The sequence below is a fragment of the Rhodanobacter sp. UC4437_H4 genome, assembly GCF_052978425.1.
Genome location: NZ_CM129673.1, coordinates 216,451 through 239,067, shown reverse-complemented (window position 1 = coordinate 239,067; position 22,617 = coordinate 216,451). Strand labels below are relative to the sequence as shown.

The window sequence follows — 22,617 nt, the reverse complement described above, 5'->3', positions numbered from 1 at the left end:
CGTCCTGCGGCAGGTGCTGAATCCGGACCCGCGGCGAGCGCGGATGCCTTCGAATGGCCGGGAACCGATCGACCCTCGTCGACCCGGTTCAGTTAGCCAATCGCACCTGCGGGAATCGCTCGGGAGCACCCGCGCGTGCGACTGGTTTCGGCGGATACCGTCCGCAACGGTCCGATTTCACACCGCTGTCACCAGCGGGTCAAGCGCACGCGTCACATCTCGCAATCGCGACCACGGAACGGTATGGTTCAGGCCTCCTCCACCATGTGCCGACCCCCATGTTCGAAGGATTGCGATTCAACCACTGGCGGACCCACGAGGACGATGGCCTGGTGACGCTGACGCTCGACCGCGCCGGCAGCAGCGTCAATGCGATCAATCGTGCCGTGCTGGACGAGCTGGATCAGATCGTCGAGCGGCTGGCGATCGACATGCCCGCCGGCGTCATCATCCATTCGGGCAAGTCCGCGGGCTTTGCGGTGGGCGCGGACATCCGCGAGTTCGTGGAATACGCGCGCCAGGACACCGTGCGCGAGAACATCGAGCACGGCCAGCGCGTGTACGAAGCACTGGCCCGGCTCGCCTGCCCCACCGTGGCCGCGGTGCACGGTCCCTGCATGGGCGGCGGCACCGAATTGATCCTGGCGTGCCGTCTGCGCGTGGCGGCCGACGAGGACAGTACCCGCATCGCCCTGCCCGAGGTGATGCTCGGCATCCACCCCGGCTGGGGCGGCACGGCCCGCCTGCCACGCCTGATCGGCGCGGCCGAGGCGATGCCGGTGATGCTCACCGGCAAGCCGCTCTCGGCGCGGCGCGCACTCGCGCTGGGCGTGGTCGATCACCTCGCACGCCCGCAGGAGCTGCTGGCCGAGGCGCGCCTTCTGCTGCGACGCGCGCCGTCGCGACCGTTCGCGCGTCGGGCCAAGGCGTGGGCCAGCAACAGCTGGCTGGGGCGACAGATCCTGGCGCCGATCATGGTCAGGCAGACGGCGGCCAAGGTCCGTCGCGAGCACTATCCGGCGCCGTTCGCCCTGATCGACGTGTGGAAGCGCGGCGGCAGCGACATCGGCCAGCGCTTGAAGATCGAAGCCGACTCGGTGGCGCGGCTGGCGCAGACACCCACCGCGCAGAACCTGATCCGCATCTTCTTCCTGCAGGAGCGGCTGAAGGGCCAGGGCGGCGGCGTCGATGCGGCCATCAACCGCGTGCACGTCGTGGGTGCCGGCGTGATGGGCGGCGACATCGCCGCCTGGGTGGCACTGAAAGGCATGGACGTGACCCTGCAGGACCGCGAGATGAAGTACATCCAGCCGGCGCTGGATCGCGCACGCGCGCTGTACGAGAAAAAGCTCAAGACCCCGGAGAAGATCGACGCGGCAGTGCAGCGGCTGCGCGCCGACGTCGACGGCAAGGGCGTCGCCCAGGCGGATCTGGCGATCGAGGCGATCTACGAGAATGCCGAGGCGAAAGAGGCGCTGTACGCCACCATCGAGCCGCAGCTCAAGGACGGGGCAATCCTGGCCAGCAACACCTCCAGCATTCCGCTGGACGAACTGCGCGGCAAGCTCGCTCGTCCGGCAGACTTCCTCGGCCTGCATTTCTTCAACCCGGTGGCGCAGATGCCGCTGGTGGAGGTCGTGCGCCACGACCGGCTCGACCCGGCCATCGAGAAACGCGCGCTGGCGTTCTGCAAGGCGATCGGCAAGCTGCCGGTCGCGGTCAAGGGCACGCCGGGCTTCCTGGTCAACCGCATCCTGGTCCCGTACCTGCTCGAAGCCATGCGGCTGTACAGCGAGGGCGTGCCCGGCGCGGTGCTCGATCGCGAGGCGAAGAAGTTCGGCATGCCGATGGGGCCGATCGAACTGGCCGACACGATCGGTCTGGACGTCTGCGCCTCGGTGGGCAAGGAGTTGGCGCCTTTCCTCGGCCTGGAGCTGCCGCCCGGCATGGACGAACGGCTCGCCGCCGGCAAGCGCGGCAAGAAGGACGGCCAGGGACTGTACGTGTGGCAGGACGGCAAGCCGCAGAAGCCCGAAGTGGACAACGACTACGTGACACCGCCGGACCTGCAGGATCGAATGATCCTGTCGATGGTCAACGAGGCGGTGGCCTGCCTGGCCGACGGCGTGGTCGACGACGCCGATCTGCTGGATGCAGGTGTGATCTTCGGCACCGGATTCGCACCCTTCCGTGGCGGCCCGATCCAGTACGTGCGCAGCGAAGGCGCCGACACGCTGAAGGCGAAGCTGGAGCAGCTGGCCCGCCGCCATGGCGACCGCTTCAAGCCCAAGCATGGCTGGGACCATCCGGCGTTGACGCAAGCGCCGGACCGCTGAATCGCGCGGCGGGCGGTGCCCGCCGCGCTTGCTTCGTGAGGCGGCGGTGCCCGCCCTACTTCGACCTCACCACATGAGATCGTCGGGTACGCCGTCGTCATCCGTGCCGGCGGTGCCCGGCGCCACCAGCAAGGCGACGTGGTTGGCGTCCAGTTCGCGCAGTTGCTCGGCCGTGTCGCGGCTGACCAGCAGGTAGCGACCGGCATGCTGCACCACGCCCAGTTCGCCGGCGTTGAGTGCCGCCAGCTGGGTTGCGTCGACATGGATGCGGCGGATCTTGCCGGCGTATTCGAAGTTGCGCACCTGGTCGGCATCGGCCTTGTTCAACGCCTGGCCATCCAGCAGTTGCTGGATGCGCAGCTTGCGCTCACGCCGCAGCCGGGCTTGCTCGGCCGCCTCGCGCTCGATCCGCTGGCGCTCGCGGGCTTCAGTCCGGGCACGCAGCGCGTATGCCTTGGCCAGGTCGATGTCCTGCTGGCTCTGTCCCGACGGCCGCGCCGCATGCGGCTTGCCGCCCTTGCGTGCGGGCTTGCCGGGCGACGCAGGCGTCGGGCGCTTCGGTTCGTGCGCGCGGTCCTGCTGCACTTGTTTGACGATGCCGCTCTTGAGCAGCTGATCGCGCAGGGAATCGGCCATGCGGGCATTCCGTGATCGGCAGGTGGGAGGGGTCCGGGTCAGTAATGCGGCGGCGGCGGTTCATCGTGCGGATCGTCGCCCTGCGCGATGCGCATCGACGCCACCTCGCCGCGCAGGTCGCGCAGGGCGCGTTCCAGCGCAGCGATCCGCTGCGACTGGTCGGCGTCCGCCGTGGTCAGCGCCTGCACCGCCTCGTCGATGAAGGTCAGCTTGATCTCCATCTCGTCGAGCCGGCGGGCGAGCACGTCGTTCGAACTGTTCATCACGACAACTGCAGGCTGCGGCCACGGCCGATGCCGTAATAGGCCAGACCCGCCTCCTCCACCACGGCCGGGTCGTACAGGTTGCGGCCGTCGAAGATCGCCGGGACCGCCAGCGCGGCACGGATCGCCGCAAAATCGGGGCTGCGGAAGGCCTTCCACTCGGTGACCACCGCCAGCACGTCGGCGCCCTGCAGGGCAGCCGCGGCGTGCTCGCAAAGCACCAGATCGGCACGTTCGCCGTACAGCCGCCGGGCTTCCTCGCGCGCTTCCGGGTCGAACGCGCGCACCTTCGCGCCGGCGCCCCACAGTTGTTCCATCAGGCGTCGGCTGGAAGCCTCGCGCATGTCGTCGGTATTCGGTTTGAACGCCAAGCCCCACAGAGCGATCGTGCGACCGCCCAGCTGGCCGTCGAAATGCCGCGAGATCAGCTCGAACAACTTGCCCTTCTGCTGCCGGTTGACCGCCTCGACCGCACCGAGCAGGCGCGCCTCGTAGCCATGCGCGTGCGCGGTGCGCTCCAGCGCCTGCACGTCCTTGGGAAAGCACGAGCCGCCGTAACCGGCGCCCGGGTAGATGAAGCTGTAGCCGATGCGCGGGTCCGAGCCGATGCCCTGGCGCACCAGTTCCACGTCGGCGCCCACCCGCTCGGCGATGTTCGCGATCTCGTTCATGAAACTGATCTTGGTCGCCAGCATCGCGTTGGCGGCGTACTTGGTCAGCTCAGCCGAGCGCTCGTCCATCACCACCATGCGGTCGTGATTCCGGTTGAACGGCGCGTACAGCTTGCGCAGCAGGGCAACCGCGCGCGTGCTGGAAGAACCCACGACGATGCGGTCGGGGCGCAGGCAGTCTTCCACCGCAGCGCCCTCCTTCAGGAACTCCGGGTTCGAGACCACGTCGAATTCCACCGTGGCCTGGCGCGCCGCCAGCTCGGCCGCGACGGCTTCGCGCACGCGATCGGCGGTACCCACCGGCACGGTCGACTTGTTCACCACCACGGCGTAACGCTGCAGGTGATGGCCGATCGTGCTGGCCACCTTCTGCACGTACTGCAGGTCGGCGCTGCCGTCCTCGTCCGGAGGCGTGCCGACGGCGATGAAGATCAGCTCGCCGTGGGCAATCGCCGGCGCCGCCTCGGTGGTGAAATCGAGCCGGCCACTGGCGTGGTTGCTCTGCACGATCGATTCCAGGCCCGGCTCGTAGATCGGGATCTCGCCGCGCTTCAGCCGCTCGACCTTGCCTGCGTCGATATCGACGCAGACCACGTGATTGCCCATCTCCGCCAGACAGGCACCGGTAACCAGTCCGACGTAGCCGGTACCAAAGATCGTTACCTTCATCATCGTTGAGGGTTTTCCTGGAAAGTGAACCGCCTATTCTAACCGCGCCGTCCGACAGCGACACACCGCGCAAAAAGAAGGGGCGCGAATTGCTTCGCGCCCCTTCGGCGAACCTGCCGGCGAACCGTCGGTTACTGCCCGTCGGAACCGCTGGGAGCTGCCGGCGTCGGGCCCGTCTTGACCAGGGTCACGTCGAAGATCAGCGTGGCATTGGGCGGCATCGGCGGCTGCGGCTCGGCACCATAGGCCAGCGAGGCGGGAATGAACAACTTGTAGTGTCCACCCACCTGCATCAGCTGCAGGCCTTCGCGGAAGCCCGGGATCACGTTGGCGACCGGGATCGAGGCCGGCTTCGGACCATGCTTGGCGGAGGCGTCGAACACCTGGCCGTCCAGGAACGAGCCGGTGTAGTTGATCTCCACGGTGTCGTTCGGGCCCGGGCGGGCGCCGGTACCGGCGGTGATCACCTTGTACTGCAGGCCGGAAGCCGTGGTCTTCACGCCAGGGGCGGTCTTGTTCTTGGCGAAGAAGGCGTCGCCTTCCGCCTTGTTCTTGGCTGCCTCCTGGGCGCGCTCGGCCTCGAACTTGGCCTGCACCTTGGTCATGAAGGCCTCGTAGACCTGCTTGGCCTCGGCCTCGCTGACGGTCGACTTCTGGCCCGACAGCGCGGCCTGCACACCACGCGCCACGGCGGCGGGGTCCATCTCGTCGCGCAGGATCGGCGGCACGCTCTCGCCCATCTTGTAATAACCGAATACGTAGCTGGCCTTGGCCTTGTCGACGGGGGCGGCGGCGCCAGTCTTGGCGGCCTGGGCAAATGCGCCCGCCGTCATGCCCAGCGCAACGGCCATTGCCACTGCCGTCAGCGTGGGACGCAGAAAGTGCTTCATTTGTAACTCCCTCATGAAAATGGAAATGCCGGCATCGCCGGCCGGACCCCGCGTTGGAGGCAGGCCACGCATTGTGCGGTGCCGGCCTGTTCTTGGCAACGATCGCGCCTTGTGACCGTCAGACGGCATAAAGGTTCAGCGTTGCACGGATGCCGGCCGCCGCCTCGCACCCGCCCCCCGCGTGGGACGTCGTTGTCAATCGGCCCCGTCCGCCGGCGGCTCCGGCTTGTCAAGGGTTTCCTTCAACGCCGCCTGCAACCGCGCATGCATGTGCACCAGGCCCCGCCACAGCACCACCGACAGCACCGCCCCCACCACCAGCAGGAAGATGGCGATGCCGCGCGGTGGCAGGATCGCCGAACCCAGCGCGCTCAGCAGGATGCCCAGCAGCAGCAGCGTGGCCAGCGGAATCACCCGCGCCAGCACACTGCGGATGGCGTGGGTGTAGGAGCGCGCAAAGCTCTCGCGTATGCCGATCTCGGCCAGCAACATGCCCAGCGCGCCGGCCTTGCGATACACCGCGATCAGCATCGGCAGCGACAGGAACAACGCGCAGGCCCAGATCACCGTGTGCCGCATCTCGCGCCCGATGCCCACCGTGGAGAACCAGGTCCAGCCATGCGCATTGACATAGGCTCCGACCATGAACAGGGTCACCACCAGCAGAATGTTCACCGCGATGTGCCACAGCAGGCGCCGCAGGATCGCCGCCAGCGTGGCGTTCTCGTTCACCGGCTTGAGATGTTCCAGCCAGCCGCTGTAGCTGGTGGCCAGCAATTGCACGGAACGTGGCGTGACCCGCCGCAACCCGCTGGCCACGCGGTCGCCGGAGCGCGACAGGTACGGCGACAACGCCATGCACACCACCGAGACCGCGACGGCCACCGGATAGATGAAGTCGCTGATCACGCCCAGTGAAAGGCCGAGCGTGGCGATCACGAACGAGAACTCGCCGATCTGCGCCATGCCGAGGCCCGCCCGCAGCGCGGTGCGCGGTTCGTGCCCGACCACCAGCACGCCGAGGCTGCAGGCCAGCGTCTTGCCGACGACGACCACCCCCGCGATCAACAGCGCCGGCACCGCGTACTGCCACAGCATCGCCGGGTCGATCTTCAGGCCGATCGCCACGAAGAACAGCGCGGCGAACATGTCGCGCAAAGGCTCGACCAGCTGGACCACCCGGCCGGCGCTGCGCGACTCGGCCACCACCGCCCCGGCCAGGAAGGCACCCAACGCCACGCTGAAGCCCATCCACACCGCGACCAGGCTGGCGCCGAAACAGATCCCCAGCACGCTGACCAGCAGGGTTTCGTCGCGACCGAAGCCGGCCACGTAGTCCACCAGCCGCGGCAGCAGCAGCAGGCCCAGGATCATGCCGACCACCACGAACAGGCCCAGGTGTCCGATCAGGGTGAACGCCGCCTCCGCCTGCACCGAGCCGCCGATGGCCACCGCGGTGAGCAGGGTCAGCATGATGATGGCGAGCATGTCTTCGGCCACCAGCAGGCCCACCACCAGTTGGGCGAACGGCTGCTGACGCTGGCCCAGCTCGGACAGGGTGCGCGTCGCCACCATGGTCGAGGACAGCGAAATGATCGCGCCGAGAAACAGCGCATCCATGCCCTTCCAGCCGAACAGGCTGCCGATGCCGTAGCCGATCCACAGCATCAGGCCGACCTCGCCCACCGCCACCAGCAACATGCCGACACCCACGTCGCGCAGCTTGCGCACGCTGAATTCCAGGCCCAGCGTGAACATCAGCAGCACCACGCCCAGGTTGGAGATGTCGTCGATGGCGCGCGCGTCGCCGACCAGCACGCCGGGCGTGTGCGGACCGATCAGCACGCCAGCCAGGATGTAGCCCAGCAGCACCGGCTGACGCAGGCGCTGAAACAGGATCGTGGTGGCGCCGGCCACCAGCATCACCACGGCAAGATCACGGATGAACCCGATTTCGTGCATCGCCTTCCTTCGCCGTTGCCCTCGTCGCTGCAGCATAAAGGAGCGTCGGCGAAGATCGCGTCCGCATCGCCGCAGCCGTGGCGCGATGTGATGATGCGCACGCGCAACGGCGTCGAAAAAAAGCTTGACGGGCAAGCAACCCCACCCTATTCTTCTCGGCTTCCAGCGGCGGGGCCATAGCTCAGCTGGGAGAGCGCCTGCATGGCATGCAGGAGGTCGGCGGTTCGATCCCGCCTGGCTCCACCAGGTTTTGATTCAGTGCAAGTCCTTTGCGAGAACCCGCGCATCCATGTGCGGACTTTTCGAAAAATCAACGTCCCCATCGTCTAGAGGCCTAGGACATCACCCTTTCACGGTGGCGACCGGGGTTCGAATCCCCGTGGGGACGCCAAGTTGGGCCGCGCAAGCTGGAAGCTGTTGCAACTGCGGAGTGGTAGTTCAGTTGGTTAGAATGCTGGCCTGTCACGCCGGAGGTCGCGGGTTCGAGTCCCGTCCACTCCGCCACCATTCAAAACGAAAACCCGCCTGGCGCGGGTTTTTTGTTGTGGTGATTTGTGCATCCATCCATGGGCGCAAAGATCAGGACGCAGCCATGGATGGCTTTGAATAGAACCGCTATTCCCCACCGCCTTCGTGCGACTCCGGCTGCGGCTCCAGGGTGCCGGTGGAATGCCCCTGCTCGGCGAGGTATTCCAGCCATCGGGCCAGGAATCGGTTCATGCGCAGGCGGTACTGGAACACCGAGTGCACCGGGGAAAACGGGCCCAGCACCTGCCACAGGTGCCGGCCCGGGTGGCAGTGCAGCGCCTCGGCGACATGCGCATCGGTGTACATGCGCAACTGCGCCGAGGGCGCGCGCTGGCCGGTGTGCGCATCGACGAATCCGTAGGTGAGCTCCAGCTCGACGGTGTACGGGTGGTGCTCCTGCACCTGCAGGTGCACGTCCAGGCCGTCGTCCACGCTCGACACGTAGCGGCCGGCGGGAAGCTCGTGCGGCGCGAACAGCCGCGCGAGGCGGTGATAGTTCTCCGCATACAGACCCATCAGGGTCTCGAACCGTCCCGGCAGCAGGCTGTTTCGATGGTCCAGTACGGCACTCGTGGGCAACGCACAAACTCCGGATGAAAATCAGAACATGGTCCGCTCGATGCCGAAGCGGTCGAAGATCTTGCTGGCGATCTCCTCGATCGACACGTGAGTGGTGTTGAGGCTGGGTATCCCGGCCTGGCGCATCAGCCGTTCGGCCTGTTCCAGCTCCCAGCGGCATTGCGCGATCGTGGCGTAACGGCTGCCGGAGCGGCGCTGCTCGCGAATCTGCGCCAGGCGTACCGCGTCGATGGTCAGCCCGTAGAGGCGGTCCTTGTAGGGCCGCAGCCGCGCGGGCAACTCCAGTTTCTCCAGGTCCTCGTCGGTCAACGGATAGTTGGCGGCGCTGACGCCGTAATGCAAGGCCATGTACAGGCAGGTGGGCGTCTTGCCCGAACGCGACACGCCGACGAGGATCAGGTCGGCATCGGCGTAATTCACGTCGATCCCGTCGTCATGCGACAACGCGTAGTTGGTGGCGTTGATGCGCGCCTCGTACTTGTCGAAATCGACCATGCCGTGCGAGCGATTCACCGCACCGGACCGGCGCGTCTGCAGCTCTTCCTCCAGCGGACCGATGAACGGCGCGAACACGTCCAGCATCAGCGCACCGCTCGAAGCCACGATGTCGCACAGGTTGCGGTCGGCCATGGTGTTGACCACCACCGGACGCTGCCCGGTCTGTGCGTAGTTGGTCTTGATCCGCAGTGCAGCCAACTCGGCCTTGTGCGGGTTGTCGGTGAACGGCAACCGGTGCTTGTCGAACCGGACACCCTCGAACTGCGCCAGGATGCTGTTGCCGATCGTCTCGGCGGTAATACCAGTGGAATCGGAAATGAAAAACACGGTTCGCTGCATGTGAAGCTTCCGCCGGGCCGAGTGCGCAGGCTCGCACCTTAGCGCAAGGGCAAAACGCTGTCCCGTGTTGAACGCGCGTTGACTGGTATCGGGTTGGAATGACATCGCGTGGCACTGGTCTTCTTGTGCTTCGCACCATCCGCGGCGGACAATACCAGTTTCCCGCAGCGCGCCCGCGACCGCTGGTTCCCTGCCCCCCGTTCCGCCATCCCGAGGAGACACCCTTGAACGACCTGGTGCTTTGGCTCGATCAACTGCGCATGACTGACCTTGGCAAGGTCGGCGGCAAGAATGCTTCGCTGGGCGAAATGATCGGCAACCTCGCCAAACTGGGTGTCTCGGTGCCCGGCGGCTTTGCCACCACCGCCAGTGCGTTCCAGCAGTATCTGGAAAAGAGCGGGCTGGCCCGGCGCATCCAGGATCGACTGGCCACGCTCGACGTCGACAACGTCGATGCCCTGGTCGCGGCCGGCAAGGAAATCCGCGGCTGGATCGTCGACACCGCCCTGCCCGCCGAACTCGAGCAGGCGATCCGCGCGGCCTACATCAAGCTGTGCAGGGACGCCGGTGCCGACGACATCGCGGTTGCGGTTCGTTCCTCTGCTACCGCCGAGGACCTGCCCGACGCCTCGTTCGCCGGCCAGCAGGAAACCTTCCTCAACGTGGTCGGCATCGACGACGTGCTGCACAAGGTGAAGGAGGTCTTCGCCTCGCTGTACAACGACCGGGCCATCGCCTACCGCGTGCATCAGGGCTACAAGCACGAGGACGTGTTCCTCTCCGCCGGCGTGCAGCTGATGGTGCGTTCGGACGTGGGCGCCTCCGGCGTGCTGTTCACGCTGGACACCGAGTCGGGCTTCCGCGACGTGGTGTTCGTCACCGGCTCCTATGGTCTGGGCGAGATGGTCGTGCAGGGCGCGGTGAATCCCGACGAGTTCTACGTGTTCAAGCCGACCCTGCGCGCAGGCAAGCCGGCCGTGCTTCGTCGCAACCTGGGCGCCAAGCAGTTGCGCATGGTCTATTCCAGCGCGCCGGGCGAGCGCGTGAGGACCGAGGACACTCCGGCCGAACTGCGCCACAAGTTCTGCATCAGCGACGACGACGTGCAGGAACTCGCCCGCCAGGCGCTGATCATCGAGAAACATTACGACCGCCCGATGGACATCGAGTGGGCGAAAGACGGCCACACCGGCAAGCTGTACATCGTGCAGGCCCGCCCGGAGACGGTGAAGTCGCGCTCGCATGCGACCCAGCTGGAGCGCTTCAGCCTCAGCGAGAAAGGCAAGGTGCTGGCCGAAGGCCGCTCGATCGGCCAGAAGATCGGCGCCGGCAAGGCCCGCGTGATCCGCTCCCTGAGCGACATGAACAAGGTGCAGGTCGGCGACGTGCTGATCGCCGACATGACCGACCCCGACTGGGAGCCGGTGATGAAGCGCGCCTCGGCCATCGTCACCAACCGCGGTGGTCGCACCTGCCACGCGGCGATCATCGCGCGCGAGCTGGGCGTGCCGGCGGTGGTCGGCACCGGCAATGCGCTGGAGCTGATTCCGGATGGCGCTGACGTCACCGTGTCCTGCGCCGAAGGCGACACCGGCACGATCTACGAAGGCATCCTGAAGTTCGAGCGGATCACCGCGGATCTCGGCGACATGCCCGAGGCGCCGTTGAAGATCATGATGAACGTGGCCAACCCGGAGCGTGCCTTCGACTTCGGCCAGCTGCCGAACGCCGGCATCGGCCTGGCCCGGCTGGAGATGATCATCGCCAGCCACATCGGCGTGCATCCCAAGGCGCTGCTGGAATACGCCAAGCAGGACGCCGAAACCAAGGCAAAGATAGACGAGCGCATCGCCGGCTATGCCGGCCCGGTCGAGTTCTACGTCGATCGCCTCGCCGAAGGCATCGCCACCATCGCCGCCTCGGTCTACCCGAAGCCGGTGATCGTGCGCCTGTCCGACTTCAAGTCGAACGAGTACGCCGGCCTGCTCGGCGGCTCGCGCTACGAGCCGCACGAAGAGAACCCGATGATCGGTTTCCGCGGCGCCAGCCGCTACGTCGACCCCAGCTTCGCCGAGGCGTTCGCGCTGGAATGCAAGGCAGTGAAGCGCGTGCGCGAGGTGATGGGTCTCTCCAACGTGTGGGTGATGATCCCGTTCGTGCGCACGCTCGGCGAAGGCCGCAAGGTGATCGAGGTGCTGGCGAAGAACGGCCTCAAGCAGGGCGAGCACGAGCTCAAGGTCATCATGATGTGCGAGGTCCCGTCGAACGCCCTGCTCGCCGACGAGTTCCTGGACATCTTCGACGGCTTCTCGATCGGCTCGAACGACCTCACCCAGCTCACCCTGGGCCTGGACCGCGACTCCAGCATCGTCGCCGGCCTGTTCGACGAGCGCGACCCGGCGGTGAAGAAGCTGCTGGCCATGGCGATCAAGACCGCCCGCGCCAAGGGCAAGTACATCGGCATCTGCGGCCAGGGCCCCAGCGACCACCCCGACCTCGCGGAGTGGCTGATGGAACAAGGCATCGAATCGGTCTCGCTGAACCCGGACACCGTGGTCGATACCTGGTTGCGGTTGGCAAAGAAGAAGGCTGGCTGAGGCCAGCGCGTCCGGTGCGGCAAACACGCCGCGTTGTTTGCAAGGGGGCCGGTCTCGACCGGCCCCTTTTTTCACGTGCGTGACTTGCAAAACGCCCTTTCGGCAAGGGGATTATTCGTCCCATCCGGGCCAGACCCTTCCGCGCCACGCGCTCCAGGGCCAGCCTGCGGCTGTCCATATTCGTTCCGGACGAATCCGTCGAACCGGACGGATCGTGCAATACGCAAAACGCCCCTTTCGGGGCGTTTTGCGTATCTGGCGGAGAGGGTGGGATTCGAACCCACGGTACGCTTGCACGTACGCCTGATTTCGAGTCAGGTACATTCGACCACTCTGCCACCTCTCCGGTCGGGTGCATGGGCGCATGCGAGCCGCGAATCATACGCGAGCAAGGGAACCGTGACAACAACCGTGGCTTGCGGCATGCTGCACAGCTTGCCCTGACACTAGCCCCATGATCGAGCTCGGACACGGAACCCATGTCGGCCTGCGCCGCACGCGCAACGAGGACACCTACCACGCCGATGTCTCGCTCGGCCTGTTCCTGGTCGCCGACGGCATGGGCGGCCACCAGCATGGCGAGGTAGCGTCGGCACTGGTGCGCGATGCGATGGTCGAGCTGGTCGGCGCCGGGTCGGGCCTGATCGAGGCCGTCAATGGTGCGGGCGAGCGATTGCTGGCGCACGCCCGGCCCAGCTTCGACCTGTTGCCGATGGGCACCACGATCGCAGCACTGCGGATCGTCGGCGACGCGTATGAAGTGGCCTGGGTCGGAGACAGCCGCATCTACCTGTGGCAACACACCCTGCGCCGCGTCAGCCACGACCATTCGCTGGTCCAGGCACTGGTGGAAGCCGGCCAGCTCGACCCGGCCCAGGCGGCGCAGCACCCGCAGCGCAACCTGCTCACCCAGGCACTCGGCGTCACCGCCACCGAGCAACTGCGCATCGGCATGGCCCGCGGCACGCTGGAACCCGGCATGAGCTTCCTGCTGTGCAGCGACGGCTTGACCGAGTGCGTCGACGATGCAGCGATCGCCCGTACTGTCGCGCGCAACGACCTCGCCGCGCAGGAATGCGCCGACCAATTGCTGTTGGACGCGCTCGACGGCGGTGGCGACGACAACATCACCGTCGTCCTCGTGCGCTGCAGCTGAAACATCGCGCCGCGCGGCTCAACCCAACCGGCGCCACACGCTCTGTCCGCCCGCGCTCTTGTCCAGCGCATCGAGCCGTCGCTCATGCTCCAGCAACTCGCTTGCCGACGCGCACAGTACACGTGGACGCACCCGCAGGGTTGCCGGCGGCAGTACCACCGCGTGTTGCGGGGTCGCTGCATCGAACTCCAGATCCAGCCCGACCTGACCCGAGGTCATGGCCAGATAGACATCGGCCAGCAGCTGCGCGTCGATCAGGCCACCGTGCAGGTCGCGACGCGAGTTGTCCACGCCCAGCCGCTTGCACAAGGCATCCAGGCTGTTGCGCTGGCCGGGATAGCGCTCGCGCGCCATCGCCAGCGTATCCAGCACGCTGCACCGATCGGCGATGCAGCCGCTGGCGGCACCGAGGCGCGCCAGTTCGGCGTCGAGAAAGCCCACATCGAACGCCGCGTTGTGGATGATCAGTTCGGCGCCGGCGATGAAGGCGAGGAACTCGTCGGCGACATCGGCAAAGCGCGGCTTGTCGAGCAGGAACTCGTCCTCGATGCCGGTGACCTGGCGGGCGCCTTCGTCGATCGCACGATCGGGGTTCAGATACGTCTGGTAGTAGCGACCGGTGAGCCTGCGTTCGACCATCTCGACGCAGGCGATTTCCACCAGGCGATGGCCCTGGCGTACTTCCAGGCCGGTCGTTTCGGTATCCAGGACGATCTGCCTCATGCTCCGCTCCTGATCGACTCGGCCTGCTCGCGCGCGGCGCGGTCGACACGCTCGTTTTCCGCGTGGCCGTTGTGGCCGCGCACCCACTGCCAGCGAACCTGGTGCGTACCCACCGCATCGGACAGGCGCTGCCACAGATCCTGGTTCTTGACCGGCTTGCGGTCGGCCGTGCGCCAGCCGTTGGCGCGCCACTTCGGCAACCACTGCTCGATGCCCTGCATGACATAGCGCGAATCGGTAGTGAGCGTGACCACGCAGGGGCGCTTGAGCGCCTCCAGCGCGCCGATCGCCGCCATCAGCTCCATGCGGTTGTTGGTGGTGGCGGGCTCCCGGCCGGCCAGCATCCGCTCGCCGCCAGGGGCCCGCAGCAAGGCGGCCCAGCCGCCCGGTCCGGGATTGCCGAGGCAGGCGCCGTCGGTAAATGCTTCCACTTCACTCATGGGTGTTCAGGTATCCCTTGTTGCCTGCAGGGCCGGGTTGGGCCGTGTCCCCGGCGACAGCCTGCCCGCTGCCGGCACCGGCAGTTTCACGGGCTTGATGCGCAGCGGTGTGGCCAGTCGCCGCTGCTTGCGCGCGAGCAACACATAGCCGCCACCCAGCACGCTGTCCATTGTCGTCGAAGTCGCCGGCAGGCCCGGCCAACCGCGTCCCACGCGGCGGGCCAGTTCGATCTCCATGCCTGCATGGCGCAGCACGCGTTCCAGCTGCAGCGGAAGCTGCAGCTTGAGCGTCCGGCCCCGCGCATGCCAGCGCAACCACGGCGACCACCCGCTGACCGGATGCACACCGGTCAACGCCAGCACCCCGCCCGGCGCCAGCACGCGCAGCACGTCTTCCAGCAGCGCCGATGACACCGGCGATACCTCCAGGGCGTGACGCAGCAGGACCAGATCGAACGCGTCGGCCACGAACGGCAGCGGCTGATCCACGGCGGCACGCAGATCGCCGCCATAGCGACCGCCGTCGAGATAAAGACGAACCCAACTCCCCAGCATCGGCAGCGCCGGCGGCGCCTCGTCCGCGGCGACGCCGAGCAACAACGCGTGCGTGCCGAAACAACGCTGCAACTCCGGCGCCAACACCCGCGCCTGGGCATCGCGCAACCGGCGCAGCGGTGCACTGGCGTAGATGTCGTCCTGTGGGTGCATGCAGCGGGGGTCCGGGGGCTGGCGCGAACCTCCAGTTTAGCTGCAGCGGCAACCGATCGCAGTCGCCTGACCTGGCGCACGGATCTGAATGACCGACCCACCTCTTAACACCATGCTAACGAGAAGCTGCCGATGCCCCTTTATAGTCGGGCGCTCCCATGCGGCCGGGCGGCCGCGTCTGCCGGTGACGCATCGGCATCGACGCGCCGTCGGTGTCGCCCGACCATCCGGAACCGCCTTGCACCTTCTCCCTCTACCGGCCCTCACCGACAACTACATCTGGCTGCTTCATGACGATGAAGGCCAGGCCGTGGTCGTCGATCCGGGCGATGCGGCGGTCGTCGAGCAGGCCTTGGCGCAGCACCGGTGGCGCCTGCGTGGCGTGTTGCTGACGCATCATCACAACGACCACATCGGCGGGGCGGCTGCACTGCGGCAACGCCATGACGTGCCGGTATACGGACCGCGTGATTCGCGCATCGAAGGCCTGACGCACGCCGTCGGCGATGGCGACACCGTGGAGTTCTCTGCGCCCGACCTGGTTTTCGAGGTGCTGTCGATTCCGGGACACACCCTCACCCACGTCGGCTACGTCGGCGCCGGCCTGCTGCTGTGTGGCGACACCTTGTTCAGTCTCGGCTGCGGGCGCCTGTTCGAGGGCACGCCGACCCAGATGCTCGCCTCGCTGGACCGTCTGGCGGCGCTGCCCGGTTCGACCCAGGTTTGCGCCGGGCACGAGTACACCCATGGCAACGGCCTCTTCGCCGACACGGTTGAGCCGGGCAACTCCGCGCTGCGGGAACGGCGGCGCGAAGTGGCGCAATTGCGTGCCGACGGCCAGGCCAGCCTGCCTGTCACGCTGGCCACGGAGCTGGCAACCAATCCATTCCTCCGGGTCGACGCCGACGCCGTGATCGACTGGTGCGCTGCACGCGGCGTCGACGGCAACCGCGTGTCCCGCTTCGCCGCACTGAGGGCGGCCAAGGACGTCTTTCGCGCATGAACCGGACGCCCCGACACCTGCTGCTGCCGCTGGCGCTGTCGACAGCGCTGGCCGCCTGCAGCAACATGCCTTCGCAACCGGCACGCGCACCTGTCGCCGTCGTCGCCCCCGCCAGCACGCCACCGGCGGTTGCCGCCAGTGTCGCGACTGCGGCACCTGTACCGGCGGCCGACCTGTGGGATCGACTGCGCAGCAGTTTTGTCATGCCGGATTGCAATGCCGACCCCGCGGTGCTGGCGTGGGCCGGGCGCTACACGCGCAGCCCGGCGCGGTTCGAGGACACCTTGCGCGAGGCGATGCCGCGCCTGGCCTATGTCCAGCAGGTCGCCGAGCAATACGACGTGCCCGGCGAGTTCGCACTGCTGCCGTGGGTGGAGAGCCGTTACCGCCCGGTGCAGGGACGCAGGCACCATGCTGCCGGCATGTGGCAGATCATGCCGGTGACCGCCCGCTCGATGGGCCTGCGCGTGGATCGCCATTACGACGGCCGGCTGGACATACCGGCCGCAGCGAACGCCGTGATGAAGTTGCTGCGGCAATACCACGACCGCTTCCACGACTGGCGCGTGGCCGACTATGCGTACAACGCCGGCGAGTTCAAGATACGCGGGTTGATCAGCCGCCACGGCATGCCGGCGGACAAGCCGGCGATCCCCGACCTGCCGGTACGCCGCGTCACTCGCGAGCACCTGACCCAGTTGCTGGCGATCGCATGCGTGATACGCGAGCCGTCGCGCTTCCAGGTCAGCCTGCCCAGCCTCCCGGAGTCCGAGCACCTGGTGCAGGCACCGGTGACGCATCCCGTCACGGTGGCGCGCGCCGCCGAAATGGCCGGCATGCCGGAATCGGCCCTGCGTCATCTCAATGCGGCATTCCGCGGCAACAAGCTGGATGGGCGAACGGTTTCGCACCTCATGCTGCCGGCCGGTCACGCCGGTCGGTTCGAGCTCGCCATGCTCGATGCCGCCGCGGCCTCCACCACCACCGCAGCAGACGACGAATCGTCCCGCGGTCCTGACACGCACGTGGTCAGCCCCGGTGAAAGCCTGTGGCAGATTGCGCGCGAGTATTCGACCAGCGTCGCGCATCTGCAGCAACTGAACGACCTGGCCCAGGGCCAGGCGATCCAGCCGGGACAGGTGCTGAAGCTGGGCGACGTCGACTGAAGGCTTGCGCCGCCACTGACCTGCTCCGTGGCGACATCGTGCTCTCGGGGTCAGCCTTCGCCGGTGCGCACGGCACGAGCCATGCGCACCGGCGCCAGCCGAGCGAACCCGGCTACAGCAGGTTCTTGTTGATCTTGATCTTGGTCTTGGCGCGCAGCGTCTGGAGCAGCTCGCGCGTCGCCTCGCCGGCATAAGCCTGGGCCATCTGGCGATGCAGCATGTCGCGCTCTTCCGGCGTGATCCTGGAGAGATCGCCGGGCTGCACCTTGTCCACGGCCACCAGCGCGAAGCCACCATCACCCATGTTCACTTCGGCGAAGCTGGGCTTGTCGGGCGCCGACGGATGTGGCAACAGGTAGGCCTCCTTCAGCACCGGCGCCGGCACCTGCAGCGACTGGCCGCGCACGGCTTCGGCCACGCTGACGATCCTGGCGCCGAGCGACTTGGCCACCGCTTCCATGTCCTCGCCCTTGCGCAGGCGCGCCAGCACGTCATCGGCCTGCTTGCGGGCCGCCGCCGTGATGCGCTCCTCCAGGATGCTCTGCTGCACCTTGGCGCGAACCTCGGCCAACGGCTTGACCGCAGCCGGCACGTGCTTGTCGACGTGGATCACGATGGAGTGGTTGTTGCCCAGATCGATCAGACTCGAATTGTTGCCCTGGACCAGCACGTCGTCGCTGAATGCGGCGGCGACCACCTTTGGGTTGGCCGCCAGGCCCTTGCCGTCGGTGCGCGAGAACAGCGGCAGGGTCTGGATCGGCAGATCAAGCGCGGCGGCCGCGGGCTCGAGCGAGCCCGGGTTCGAGTAGGTCTGGTCCGCCATCTTGCCGGCCAGTTCGTTGTACTCGCGATCGCGCTCGGCGGTGGTCGCCTCCTGCAGCAACTGGTCGCGCACTTCGGCAAACGGCTTGGACTCGCCACTGCGCACGTCGCGCAGCCAGATGATGTGGTAGCCGTCGGAGGACAGCACCGGCTTGGAGATCTGCCCCTTCTGCAGCGCAAACATCGCCGAATCGAAGGCGGCGTTGGTCACGCCCTTCTCGAGCCAGCCGAGGTCGCCGCCCTGGCGCCGCGAACCCAGATCCTGTGAATCCTTTTCGGCCAGCTGGGCAAAATTCGCCGGCGTGGCTTCGGCCGCGATCTTGTCCGCGGTGGCCAGCGCAGCCTTCTGCTGTTCGGGCGTGGCGTTGGGGGGCACGTTGACGAGGATGTGCGAAACCAGCCGCTGCTCGGGCTGCACGAAGCGCTGCTTTTCCTCTTCGTAGCGCGCCTTGAGTTCCTCGTCGCTGGGGGCCGCTTTCGGCTTGAGCTTGGCGCTGTCCACCTCGACGTACTTCACCGAAACCCGCTCGGGATTCATGTAATCGGCCTGGTGCGCCTTGTACCAGGATTCGATTTGCGCGTCGGTCACCTCTTTCTCGGCGGGCTCCGGCTTCTGCAGCACGAAGTAACGCAGGTCGCGCCGCTGAGTGGCCAGGCCGAGATAGTTGTCGACGCGCTCGTGGCTGATGATGGCGCTGTCGCTGATTGCCTGCGGCAGCAGTTGCGTGGCCAGCGAGGAGCGGATCTCGTCCTCGAACATGGCCGAAGTCTTGCCGCTGCTGGTGAGGTAAGCCCGGTAGCTGGTCGGGTCGAACTTGCCGTTGACCTGGAACGCCGGGATACCCGCGATGGCGTCGCGCAGCGCCTGATCGGAGACGCGCATGCCCCAGTCGGCATTGGCCTGCAGCAAGAGCTGCTCGTCGATCATCGCGTCCAGCACACGCAGCTTGGTTTCCGTCTTCTCGAACACGGTCGGGTCGAACTGCTCACCCTGCTGCTCGCTGACTTGCTGCCGCAACTGGTTCATGCGGTTCTGGAATGCGTTCTGGCTGATTTCCTGCTTGCCCACCTTGGCCACGAATGTGTCGTTCTGCGAGGTGAAATAGCTCTCCATGCCAAACAGCGACATCGCCAGCACGGCGAGGCCGAGAACGATGATGGACGGCCATCCGTGCATCTTGTTACGCATTGCCTGCAGCATAGAAATCTTCCCGCAACGTGATTTGGAAGCGCGCGAAGCGCATGATCCACACGAGGCACCGGATGCCTCATCGCTGCATGCCGGGGCGCCATGGCATCGCCGGAACACGCAGGTCTCAAACGACAAAGGCGCCCCACGGGCGCCCTTGCTAAACGTGGCGGAGTGGACGGGACTCGAACCCGCGACCTCCGGCGTGACAGGCCAGCATTCTAACCAACTGAACTACCACTCCGCACAATCTGGTGGGTGCTGTAGGGATCGAACCTACGACCACCGCCTTGTAAGGGCGACGCTCTACCGCTGAGCTAAGCACCCCGAAACCAAGCGCAAGCCGCTTAGTTTAGGGCATCCTTCAGGGTCTTGCCAGCCTTGAACGCGGGCACTTTCGACGCCTTGATCTTGATCGTTTCGTTGGTCCGCGGGTTGCGCCCGGTGCGCGCGGCACGCTTGCGCACGGTGAACGTGCCAAAGCCCACCACCGAGACATCCTCACCCTTCTTCAACGACTTCTGGATGGCTTCCAGGTAGGCCTCCAGCGCACGACCAGCGTCTGCCTTGGTCAGCTCGGCCTTCTCGGCAATGGCATTGATCAGATCGGTTTTGTTCATTGAAAACTCCCTCGTTCGGATTTCGCCCGCGCGATCCGTCGCGGGACGGATGACGCGGGCATGGATGGTTGGCTGGTGCCAGAGCCGTGGCGCAACTCCGCATCGCCTCGTCGTCAGCAAGCGCGGGGGCTGCGGCATCGCCTTTATACCAGTGCCCCGCCGCTATCCGCAACACAAGGCACAGCAACGTTTCCGCCGCTTCGGCATGGTCAAAAAGCGCATGCGCAAGCCGGCTCCCGACACAGCCCGGAACTTCGCCGATCAACGTCGACACGGCTGCATCACGAGCCTATCGCGCGGGTGCCTCCGGCCCGCACGCCCGCGATCGCGCGATCAATGCGTCAGTGAGTGTCCTTCCGCCGACTCCCCGGCGACGGCTGCCGGCGGCGTTTCGCTCGCCGGCTTGGGCTGCACCGGATGCTCCAGTGCGATGTCGAGCACCTCATCGATCCAGCGCACCGGGTGGATCTCCAGCGATTCGGTGATGTTCGCCGGCATGTCCACCAGATCCTTCTTGTTGTCCTCGGGAATGATTACCGTGGTGATGCCGCCGCGATGCGCCGCCAGCAGCTTTTCCTTGAGACCGCCGATGGGCAGCACGCGACCACGCAGGGTGATCTCGCCGGTCATGGCCACTTCCGAACGCACCGGCACCTTGGTCAGCACCGACACCAGCGCGGTGCACATGGCGATGCCGGCGCTGGGACCGTCCTTGGGGGTGGCACCCTCGGGAACGTGGATGTGCACGTCGAGCTTCTGGTGGAACTCCGGATCGATGCCAAGCCGGTCGGCGCGCGCGCGCACCACCGAAAGTGCAGCCTGGATCGACTCCTTCATCACGTCGCCCAACTGGCCGGTGTGCACAAGACGACCCTTGCCCGGCACCACCGAGCCCTCGATGCTGAGCAACTCGCCGCCGACCTGGGTCCACGCCAAGCCAGTGACCAGGCCCACTTCGTTCTGCTGCTCCTTGCGGCCGAAGTCGAAACGACGCACACCGAGGTAGTCGCCCAGGTTCGCCGCGTCCACCTTGACGCGGCCTGCCGCGACCTTCGACTTGCCTGCAGCCGCTTTCGCCCGCGGCGTCCCGGTCTTGGCCTTGGCCTTCTTCACCTGACCGAGAGTCAACTCCTTGACCACCTTGCGGCAGATCTTGGAAATCTCGCGCTCCAGATTGCGCACGCCGGATTCGCGCGTGTAGTAGCGCACGATGTCGCGCAACGCCTCTTCGGCGACGTCGAGTTCCTCCGGCTTGAGGCCGTTCGCCTTGAGCTGTTTCGGCAACAGATACTTGCGCGCGATGCCGAGCTTCTCGTCTTCGGTGTAACCCGGGATGCGGATGACCTCCATGCGGTCGAGCAGCGGGCCGGGGATGTTCAGCGAATTGGCGGTGGCAATCCACATCACCTCGGACAGATCCAGGTCGACCTCCAGATAGTGGTCGTTGAATGCGTGGTTCTGCTCCGGATCGAGCACCTCCAGCAACGCCGACGAGGGATCGCCGCGGAAGTCCATCGACATCTTGTCGATCTCGTCCAGCACGAACAGCGGATTCCGTGCGCCGGCCTTGTTGATGTTCTGCACGATGCGCCCGGGCATGGAGCCGATGTAGGTGCGTCGGTGGCCGCGAATCTCGGCCTCGTCGCGCACGCCACCCAGGCTCATGCGAACGAACTTGCGGTTGGTCGCCTTGGCAATCGACTGGCCCAGCGAGGTCTTGCCCACGCCGGGCGGGCCGACCAGGCACAGGATCGGCCCCTTCATCACCGACACGCGCTGCTGCACGGCGAGATATTCGAGGATGCGCTCCTTCACCTTCTCCAGGCCGAAATGATCAGCGTCGAGCACTTCCTGCGCCATCTGCAGGTCCTTGCGCACCTTGCTGCGCTTCTTCCACGGCACGCCGACCAGCCAGTCCAGGTAGTTGCGCACGACGGTGGCCTCGGCCGACATCGGCGACATCTGGCGCAGCTTGCCGAATTCCTGCCGTGCCTTGGCCAGCACCGGCTTGGGCATGCCGGCAGCTTCGATCTTCTTCTGCAGTTCCTCGACCTCGTTGGGACCGTCCTCGCCGTCGCCCAGCTCCTTCTGGATCGCCTTCATCTGTTCGTTGAGGTAGTACTCGCGCTGACTCTTTTCCATCTGCGACTTGACCCGACCGCGGATGCGCTTTTCGACCTGTTGCAGGTCCATCTCGCCATCGACCAGCCCGATCAGCAGTTCCAGCCGCTTGCCCACGTCGGCCGTCTCCAGCACCTTCTGCTTGTCGGCCATGCGCACGGAAAGATGCGCGGCGATGGAATCGGCCACGCGCGAGGGGTCGTCGATGCCGGACAGGCTGGCCAGCACTTCCGGCGGCAGCTTGCGGCTCTGCTTGACCAGTTGCTCGAACAGCGAGATCAGCGTGCGAGAAACGACGTCGAGCTCGCGTTCCTTCGCGTTGTACGCCGGCTCGATGACGCGCGAACGCGCAGTCAGCATGCCGTCGACTTCCTTGAAATCCTCGATCGCGACGCGCGACTGCCCTTCCACCAGCACCTTGACCGTGCCGTCCGGAAGTTTCAGCAGCTGCAGCACGCCGGCCAGCGTGCCGACCTGATGCAGGTCGGCCACCTCGGGGTCGTCGATGTCCGGGCTGGTCTGCGCCACCAGCAGGATCTGCCGTTCGCCTTCCATCGCGCGCTCCAGCGCCCGCATCGACTTGTCGCGGCCGACGAACAGCGGGATCACCATGTGCGGATAGACCACCACGTCGCGCAGGGGCAGTACCGGCAGGGTGTCCAGCGCGACAGGGGCGGGGGCTTGCTTGGCCATGGAAAAGC

The 22,617-nt window shown here is 66.5% G+C and carries 18 protein-coding genes and 6 tRNA genes; 8 read left to right on the top strand and 16 right to left on the bottom strand.

Features of this window, described 5'->3' with window-relative positions; genetic code table 11:
• Positions 1 to 278: 278 nt before the first annotated feature.
• Positions 279 to 2,336: a 3-hydroxyacyl-CoA dehydrogenase NAD-binding domain-containing protein gene (locus ACVCL3_RS01260; RefSeq protein ID WP_447100231.1), complete on the top strand. Its 2,058-nt coding sequence runs from the start codon at positions 279 to 281 to the stop codon at positions 2,334 to 2,336.
• 66 nt (positions 2,337 to 2,402) lie between these two features.
• Here ACVCL3_RS01260 and ACVCL3_RS01255 read toward each other — a convergent pair whose 3' ends face one another.
• The 5 genes from ACVCL3_RS01255 to ACVCL3_RS01235 form a co-directional block, all read right to left on the bottom strand.
• Positions 2,403 to 2,972, bottom strand: a complete 570-nt coding sequence (locus tag ACVCL3_RS01255; RefSeq protein WP_395118841.1) for a DUF2058 domain-containing protein — start codon at positions 2,970 to 2,972, stop codon at positions 2,403 to 2,405.
• Between the two features lie 38 nt (positions 2,973 to 3,010).
• The gene (locus ACVCL3_RS01250) at positions 3,011 to 3,235 is read right to left on the bottom strand and encodes a SlyX family protein (RefSeq protein WP_395118843.1); all 225 of its coding nucleotides are present in this window, start codon (positions 3,233 to 3,235) and stop codon (positions 3,011 to 3,013) included.
• Positions 3,235 to 4,575, bottom strand: a complete 1,341-nt coding sequence (locus ACVCL3_RS01245) for a UDP-glucose dehydrogenase family protein (protein WP_447101553.1) — start codon at positions 4,573 to 4,575, stop codon at positions 3,235 to 3,237. The genes ACVCL3_RS01250 and ACVCL3_RS01245 overlap by 1 nt, the downstream gene beginning before the upstream one ends.
• A gap of 131 nt (positions 4,576 to 4,706) precedes the next feature.
• Positions 4,707 to 5,465, bottom strand: a complete 759-nt coding sequence (locus ACVCL3_RS01240; protein WP_395118845.1) for an FKBP-type peptidyl-prolyl cis-trans isomerase — start codon at positions 5,463 to 5,465, stop codon at positions 4,707 to 4,709.
• A gap of 195 nt (positions 5,466 to 5,660) precedes the next feature.
• Positions 5,661 to 7,427, bottom strand: a complete 1,767-nt coding sequence (locus tag ACVCL3_RS01235; RefSeq protein WP_447100230.1) for a cation:proton antiporter — start codon at positions 7,425 to 7,427, stop codon at positions 5,661 to 5,663.
• Positions 7,428 to 7,597: 170 nt separating this feature from the next.
• Here ACVCL3_RS01235 and ACVCL3_RS01230 point away from each other — a divergent pair.
• From ACVCL3_RS01230 to ACVCL3_RS01220, 3 genes are all read left to right on the top strand, one after another.
• Positions 7,598 to 7,673, top strand: a tRNA-Ala gene (locus ACVCL3_RS01230).
• A gap of 69 nt (positions 7,674 to 7,742) precedes the next feature.
• A tRNA-Glu gene (locus tag ACVCL3_RS01225) sits at positions 7,743 to 7,818 on the top strand.
• Positions 7,819 to 7,854: 36 nt separating this feature from the next.
• Positions 7,855 to 7,931: transfer RNA gene (locus ACVCL3_RS01220), tRNA-Asp, on the top strand.
• Between the two features lie 111 nt (positions 7,932 to 8,042).
• Here the strand turns inward: ACVCL3_RS01220 and ACVCL3_RS01215 are convergent.
• Together ACVCL3_RS01215 and ppsR are read right to left on the bottom strand one after the other, a co-directional pair.
• Positions 8,043 to 8,471, bottom strand: coding sequence for a DUF1249 domain-containing protein (locus tag ACVCL3_RS01215; protein ID WP_395121398.1), 429 nt, complete (start codon positions 8,469 to 8,471; stop codon positions 8,043 to 8,045).
• A gap of 84 nt (positions 8,472 to 8,555) precedes the next feature.
• The gene (ppsR, locus tag ACVCL3_RS01210; protein ID WP_395118849.1) at positions 8,556 to 9,371 is read right to left on the bottom strand and encodes a posphoenolpyruvate synthetase regulatory kinase/phosphorylase PpsR; all 816 of its coding nucleotides are present in this window, start codon (positions 9,369 to 9,371) and stop codon (positions 8,556 to 8,558) included.
• Between the two features lie 224 nt (positions 9,372 to 9,595).
• Between ppsR and ppsA the strand changes: the two genes are divergently transcribed.
• Complete coding sequence (gene ppsA, locus ACVCL3_RS01205) at positions 9,596 to 11,968, top strand: phosphoenolpyruvate synthase (RefSeq protein WP_447100229.1); 2,373 nt, start codon at positions 9,596 to 9,598, stop codon at positions 11,966 to 11,968.
• Positions 11,969 to 12,224: 256 nt separating this feature from the next.
• Here ppsA and ACVCL3_RS01200 read toward each other — a convergent pair.
• Positions 12,225 to 12,314 (bottom strand) — tRNA-Ser (locus ACVCL3_RS01200).
• Positions 12,315 to 12,422: 108 nt separating this feature from the next.
• Here ACVCL3_RS01200 and ACVCL3_RS01195 point away from each other — a divergent pair.
• Positions 12,423 to 13,124, top strand: coding sequence for a PP2C family protein-serine/threonine phosphatase (locus ACVCL3_RS01195; protein ID WP_395118853.1), 702 nt, complete (start codon positions 12,423 to 12,425; stop codon positions 13,122 to 13,124).
• An 18-nt stretch (positions 13,125 to 13,142) separates the two neighbouring features.
• Here the strand turns inward: ACVCL3_RS01195 and dnaQ are convergent, their stop codons facing one another.
• Genes dnaQ through ACVCL3_RS01180 form a run of 3 tightly spaced genes read right to left on the bottom strand, consistent with a single transcriptional unit; the run spans position 13,143 to position 14,995 of the window.
• The gene (gene dnaQ, locus ACVCL3_RS01190) at positions 13,143 to 13,847 is read right to left on the bottom strand and encodes a DNA polymerase III subunit epsilon (protein ID WP_447100228.1); all 705 of its coding nucleotides are present in this window, start codon (positions 13,845 to 13,847) and stop codon (positions 13,143 to 13,145) included.
• Positions 13,844 to 14,287 carry a ribonuclease HI gene (gene rnhA / locus ACVCL3_RS01185; protein ID WP_395118857.1) on the bottom strand — a complete coding sequence of 148 codons (444 nt, stop codon included), beginning with the start codon at positions 14,285 to 14,287 and terminating at the stop codon, positions 13,844 to 13,846. Before rnhA ends, dnaQ begins: the two co-directional genes overlap by 4 nt.
• 6 nt (positions 14,288 to 14,293) lie before the next feature.
• Positions 14,294 to 14,995, bottom strand: coding sequence for a class I SAM-dependent methyltransferase (locus ACVCL3_RS01180; RefSeq protein WP_395118859.1), 702 nt, complete (start codon positions 14,993 to 14,995; stop codon positions 14,294 to 14,296).
• Between the two features lie 238 nt (positions 14,996 to 15,233).
• Between ACVCL3_RS01180 and gloB the strand changes: the two genes are divergently transcribed.
• Together gloB and ACVCL3_RS01170 are read left to right on the top strand one after the other, a co-directional pair.
• Positions 15,234 to 15,998, top strand: coding sequence for a hydroxyacylglutathione hydrolase (gene gloB / locus ACVCL3_RS01175; RefSeq protein ID WP_447101552.1), 765 nt, complete (start codon positions 15,234 to 15,236; stop codon positions 15,996 to 15,998).
• Entirely contained in the window at positions 15,995 to 17,164 is a 1,170-nt protein-coding gene (locus ACVCL3_RS01170; protein WP_447100227.1) for a transglycosylase SLT domain-containing protein, read from the top strand. Before gloB ends, ACVCL3_RS01170 begins: the two co-directional genes overlap by 4 nt.
• A 112-nt stretch (positions 17,165 to 17,276) precedes the next feature.
• Here the strand turns inward: ACVCL3_RS01170 and ACVCL3_RS01165 are convergent, their stop codons facing one another.
• The 5 genes from ACVCL3_RS01165 to lon form a co-directional block, all read right to left on the bottom strand.
• A complete protein-coding gene (locus ACVCL3_RS01165; RefSeq protein ID WP_447098748.1) occupies positions 17,277 to 19,187 on the bottom strand; it encodes a SurA N-terminal domain-containing protein in 1,911 nt (636 codons plus the stop codon).
• A gap of 155 nt (positions 19,188 to 19,342) precedes the next feature.
• Positions 19,343 to 19,419 (bottom strand) — tRNA-Asp (locus tag ACVCL3_RS01160).
• Positions 19,420 to 19,427: 8 nt separating this feature from the next.
• Positions 19,428 to 19,502: transfer RNA gene (locus ACVCL3_RS01155), tRNA-Val, on the bottom strand.
• A 20-nt stretch (positions 19,503 to 19,522) separates the two neighbouring features.
• Positions 19,523 to 19,795 (bottom strand): HU family DNA-binding protein, encoded by a 273-nt coding sequence (locus ACVCL3_RS01150; RefSeq protein WP_136258998.1) that lies wholly within the window; start codon positions 19,793 to 19,795, stop codon positions 19,523 to 19,525.
• A gap of 333 nt (positions 19,796 to 20,128) precedes the next feature.
• Positions 20,129 to 22,609: an endopeptidase La gene (gene lon / locus ACVCL3_RS01145; RefSeq protein ID WP_447098747.1), complete on the bottom strand. Its 2,481-nt coding sequence runs from the start codon at positions 22,607 to 22,609 to the stop codon at positions 20,129 to 20,131.
• Between the last annotated feature and the right edge of the window lie 8 nt (positions 22,610 to 22,617).

What these genes read in the sequence shown, in the direction of transcription:
- ACVCL3_RS01260 (WP_447100231.1), top strand. Translation starts at nt 279, where the DNA reads ATGTTCGAAGGATTGCGATTCAACCACTGGCGGACCCACGAGGACGAT.
- ACVCL3_RS01255 (WP_395118841.1), bottom strand. Translation starts at nt 2,972, where the DNA reads ATGGCCGATTCCCTGCGCGATCAGCTGCTCAAGAGCGGCATCGTCAAA.
- ACVCL3_RS01250 (WP_395118843.1), bottom strand. Translation starts at nt 3,235, where the DNA reads ATGAACAGTTCGAACGACGTGCTCGCCCGCCGGCTCGACGAGATGGAG.
- ACVCL3_RS01245 (WP_447101553.1), bottom strand. Translation starts at nt 4,575, where the DNA reads ATGAAGGTAACGATCTTTGGTACCGGCTACGTCGGACTGGTTACCGGT.
- ACVCL3_RS01240 (WP_395118845.1), bottom strand. Translation starts at nt 5,465, where the DNA reads ATGAAGCACTTTCTGCGTCCCACGCTGACGGCAGTGGCAATGGCCGTT.
- ACVCL3_RS01235 (WP_447100230.1), bottom strand. Translation starts at nt 7,427, where the DNA reads ATGCACGAAATCGGGTTCATCCGTGATCTTGCCGTGGTGATGCTGGTG.
- ACVCL3_RS01215 (WP_395121398.1), bottom strand. Translation starts at nt 8,471, where the DNA reads ATGGGTCTGTATGCGGAGAACTATCACCGCCTCGCGCGGCTGTTCGCG.
- ppsR (WP_395118849.1), bottom strand. Translation starts at nt 9,371, where the DNA reads ATGCAGCGAACCGTGTTTTTCATTTCCGATTCCACTGGTATTACCGCC.
- ACVCL3_RS01195 (WP_395118853.1), top strand. Translation starts at nt 12,423, where the DNA reads ATGATCGAGCTCGGACACGGAACCCATGTCGGCCTGCGCCGCACGCGC.
- dnaQ (WP_447100228.1), bottom strand. Translation starts at nt 13,847, where the DNA reads ATGAGGCAGATCGTCCTGGATACCGAAACGACCGGCCTGGAAGTACGC.
- rnhA (WP_395118857.1), bottom strand. Translation starts at nt 14,287, where the DNA reads ATGAGTGAAGTGGAAGCATTTACCGACGGCGCCTGCCTCGGCAATCCC.
- ACVCL3_RS01180 (WP_395118859.1), bottom strand. Translation starts at nt 14,995, where the DNA reads ATGCACCCACAGGACGACATCTACGCCAGTGCACCGCTGCGCCGGTTG.
- ACVCL3_RS01170 (WP_447100227.1), top strand. Translation starts at nt 15,995, where the DNA reads ATGAACCGGACGCCCCGACACCTGCTGCTGCCGCTGGCGCTGTCGACA.
- ACVCL3_RS01165 (WP_447098748.1), bottom strand. Translation starts at nt 19,187, where the DNA reads ATGCTGCAGGCAATGCGTAACAAGATGCACGGATGGCCGTCCATCATC.
- ACVCL3_RS01150 (WP_136258998.1), bottom strand. Translation starts at nt 19,795, where the DNA reads ATGAACAAAACCGATCTGATCAATGCCATTGCCGAGAAGGCCGAGCTG.
- lon (WP_447098747.1), bottom strand. Translation starts at nt 22,609, where the DNA reads ATGGCCAAGCAAGCCCCCGCCCCTGTCGCGCTGGACACCCTGCCGGTA.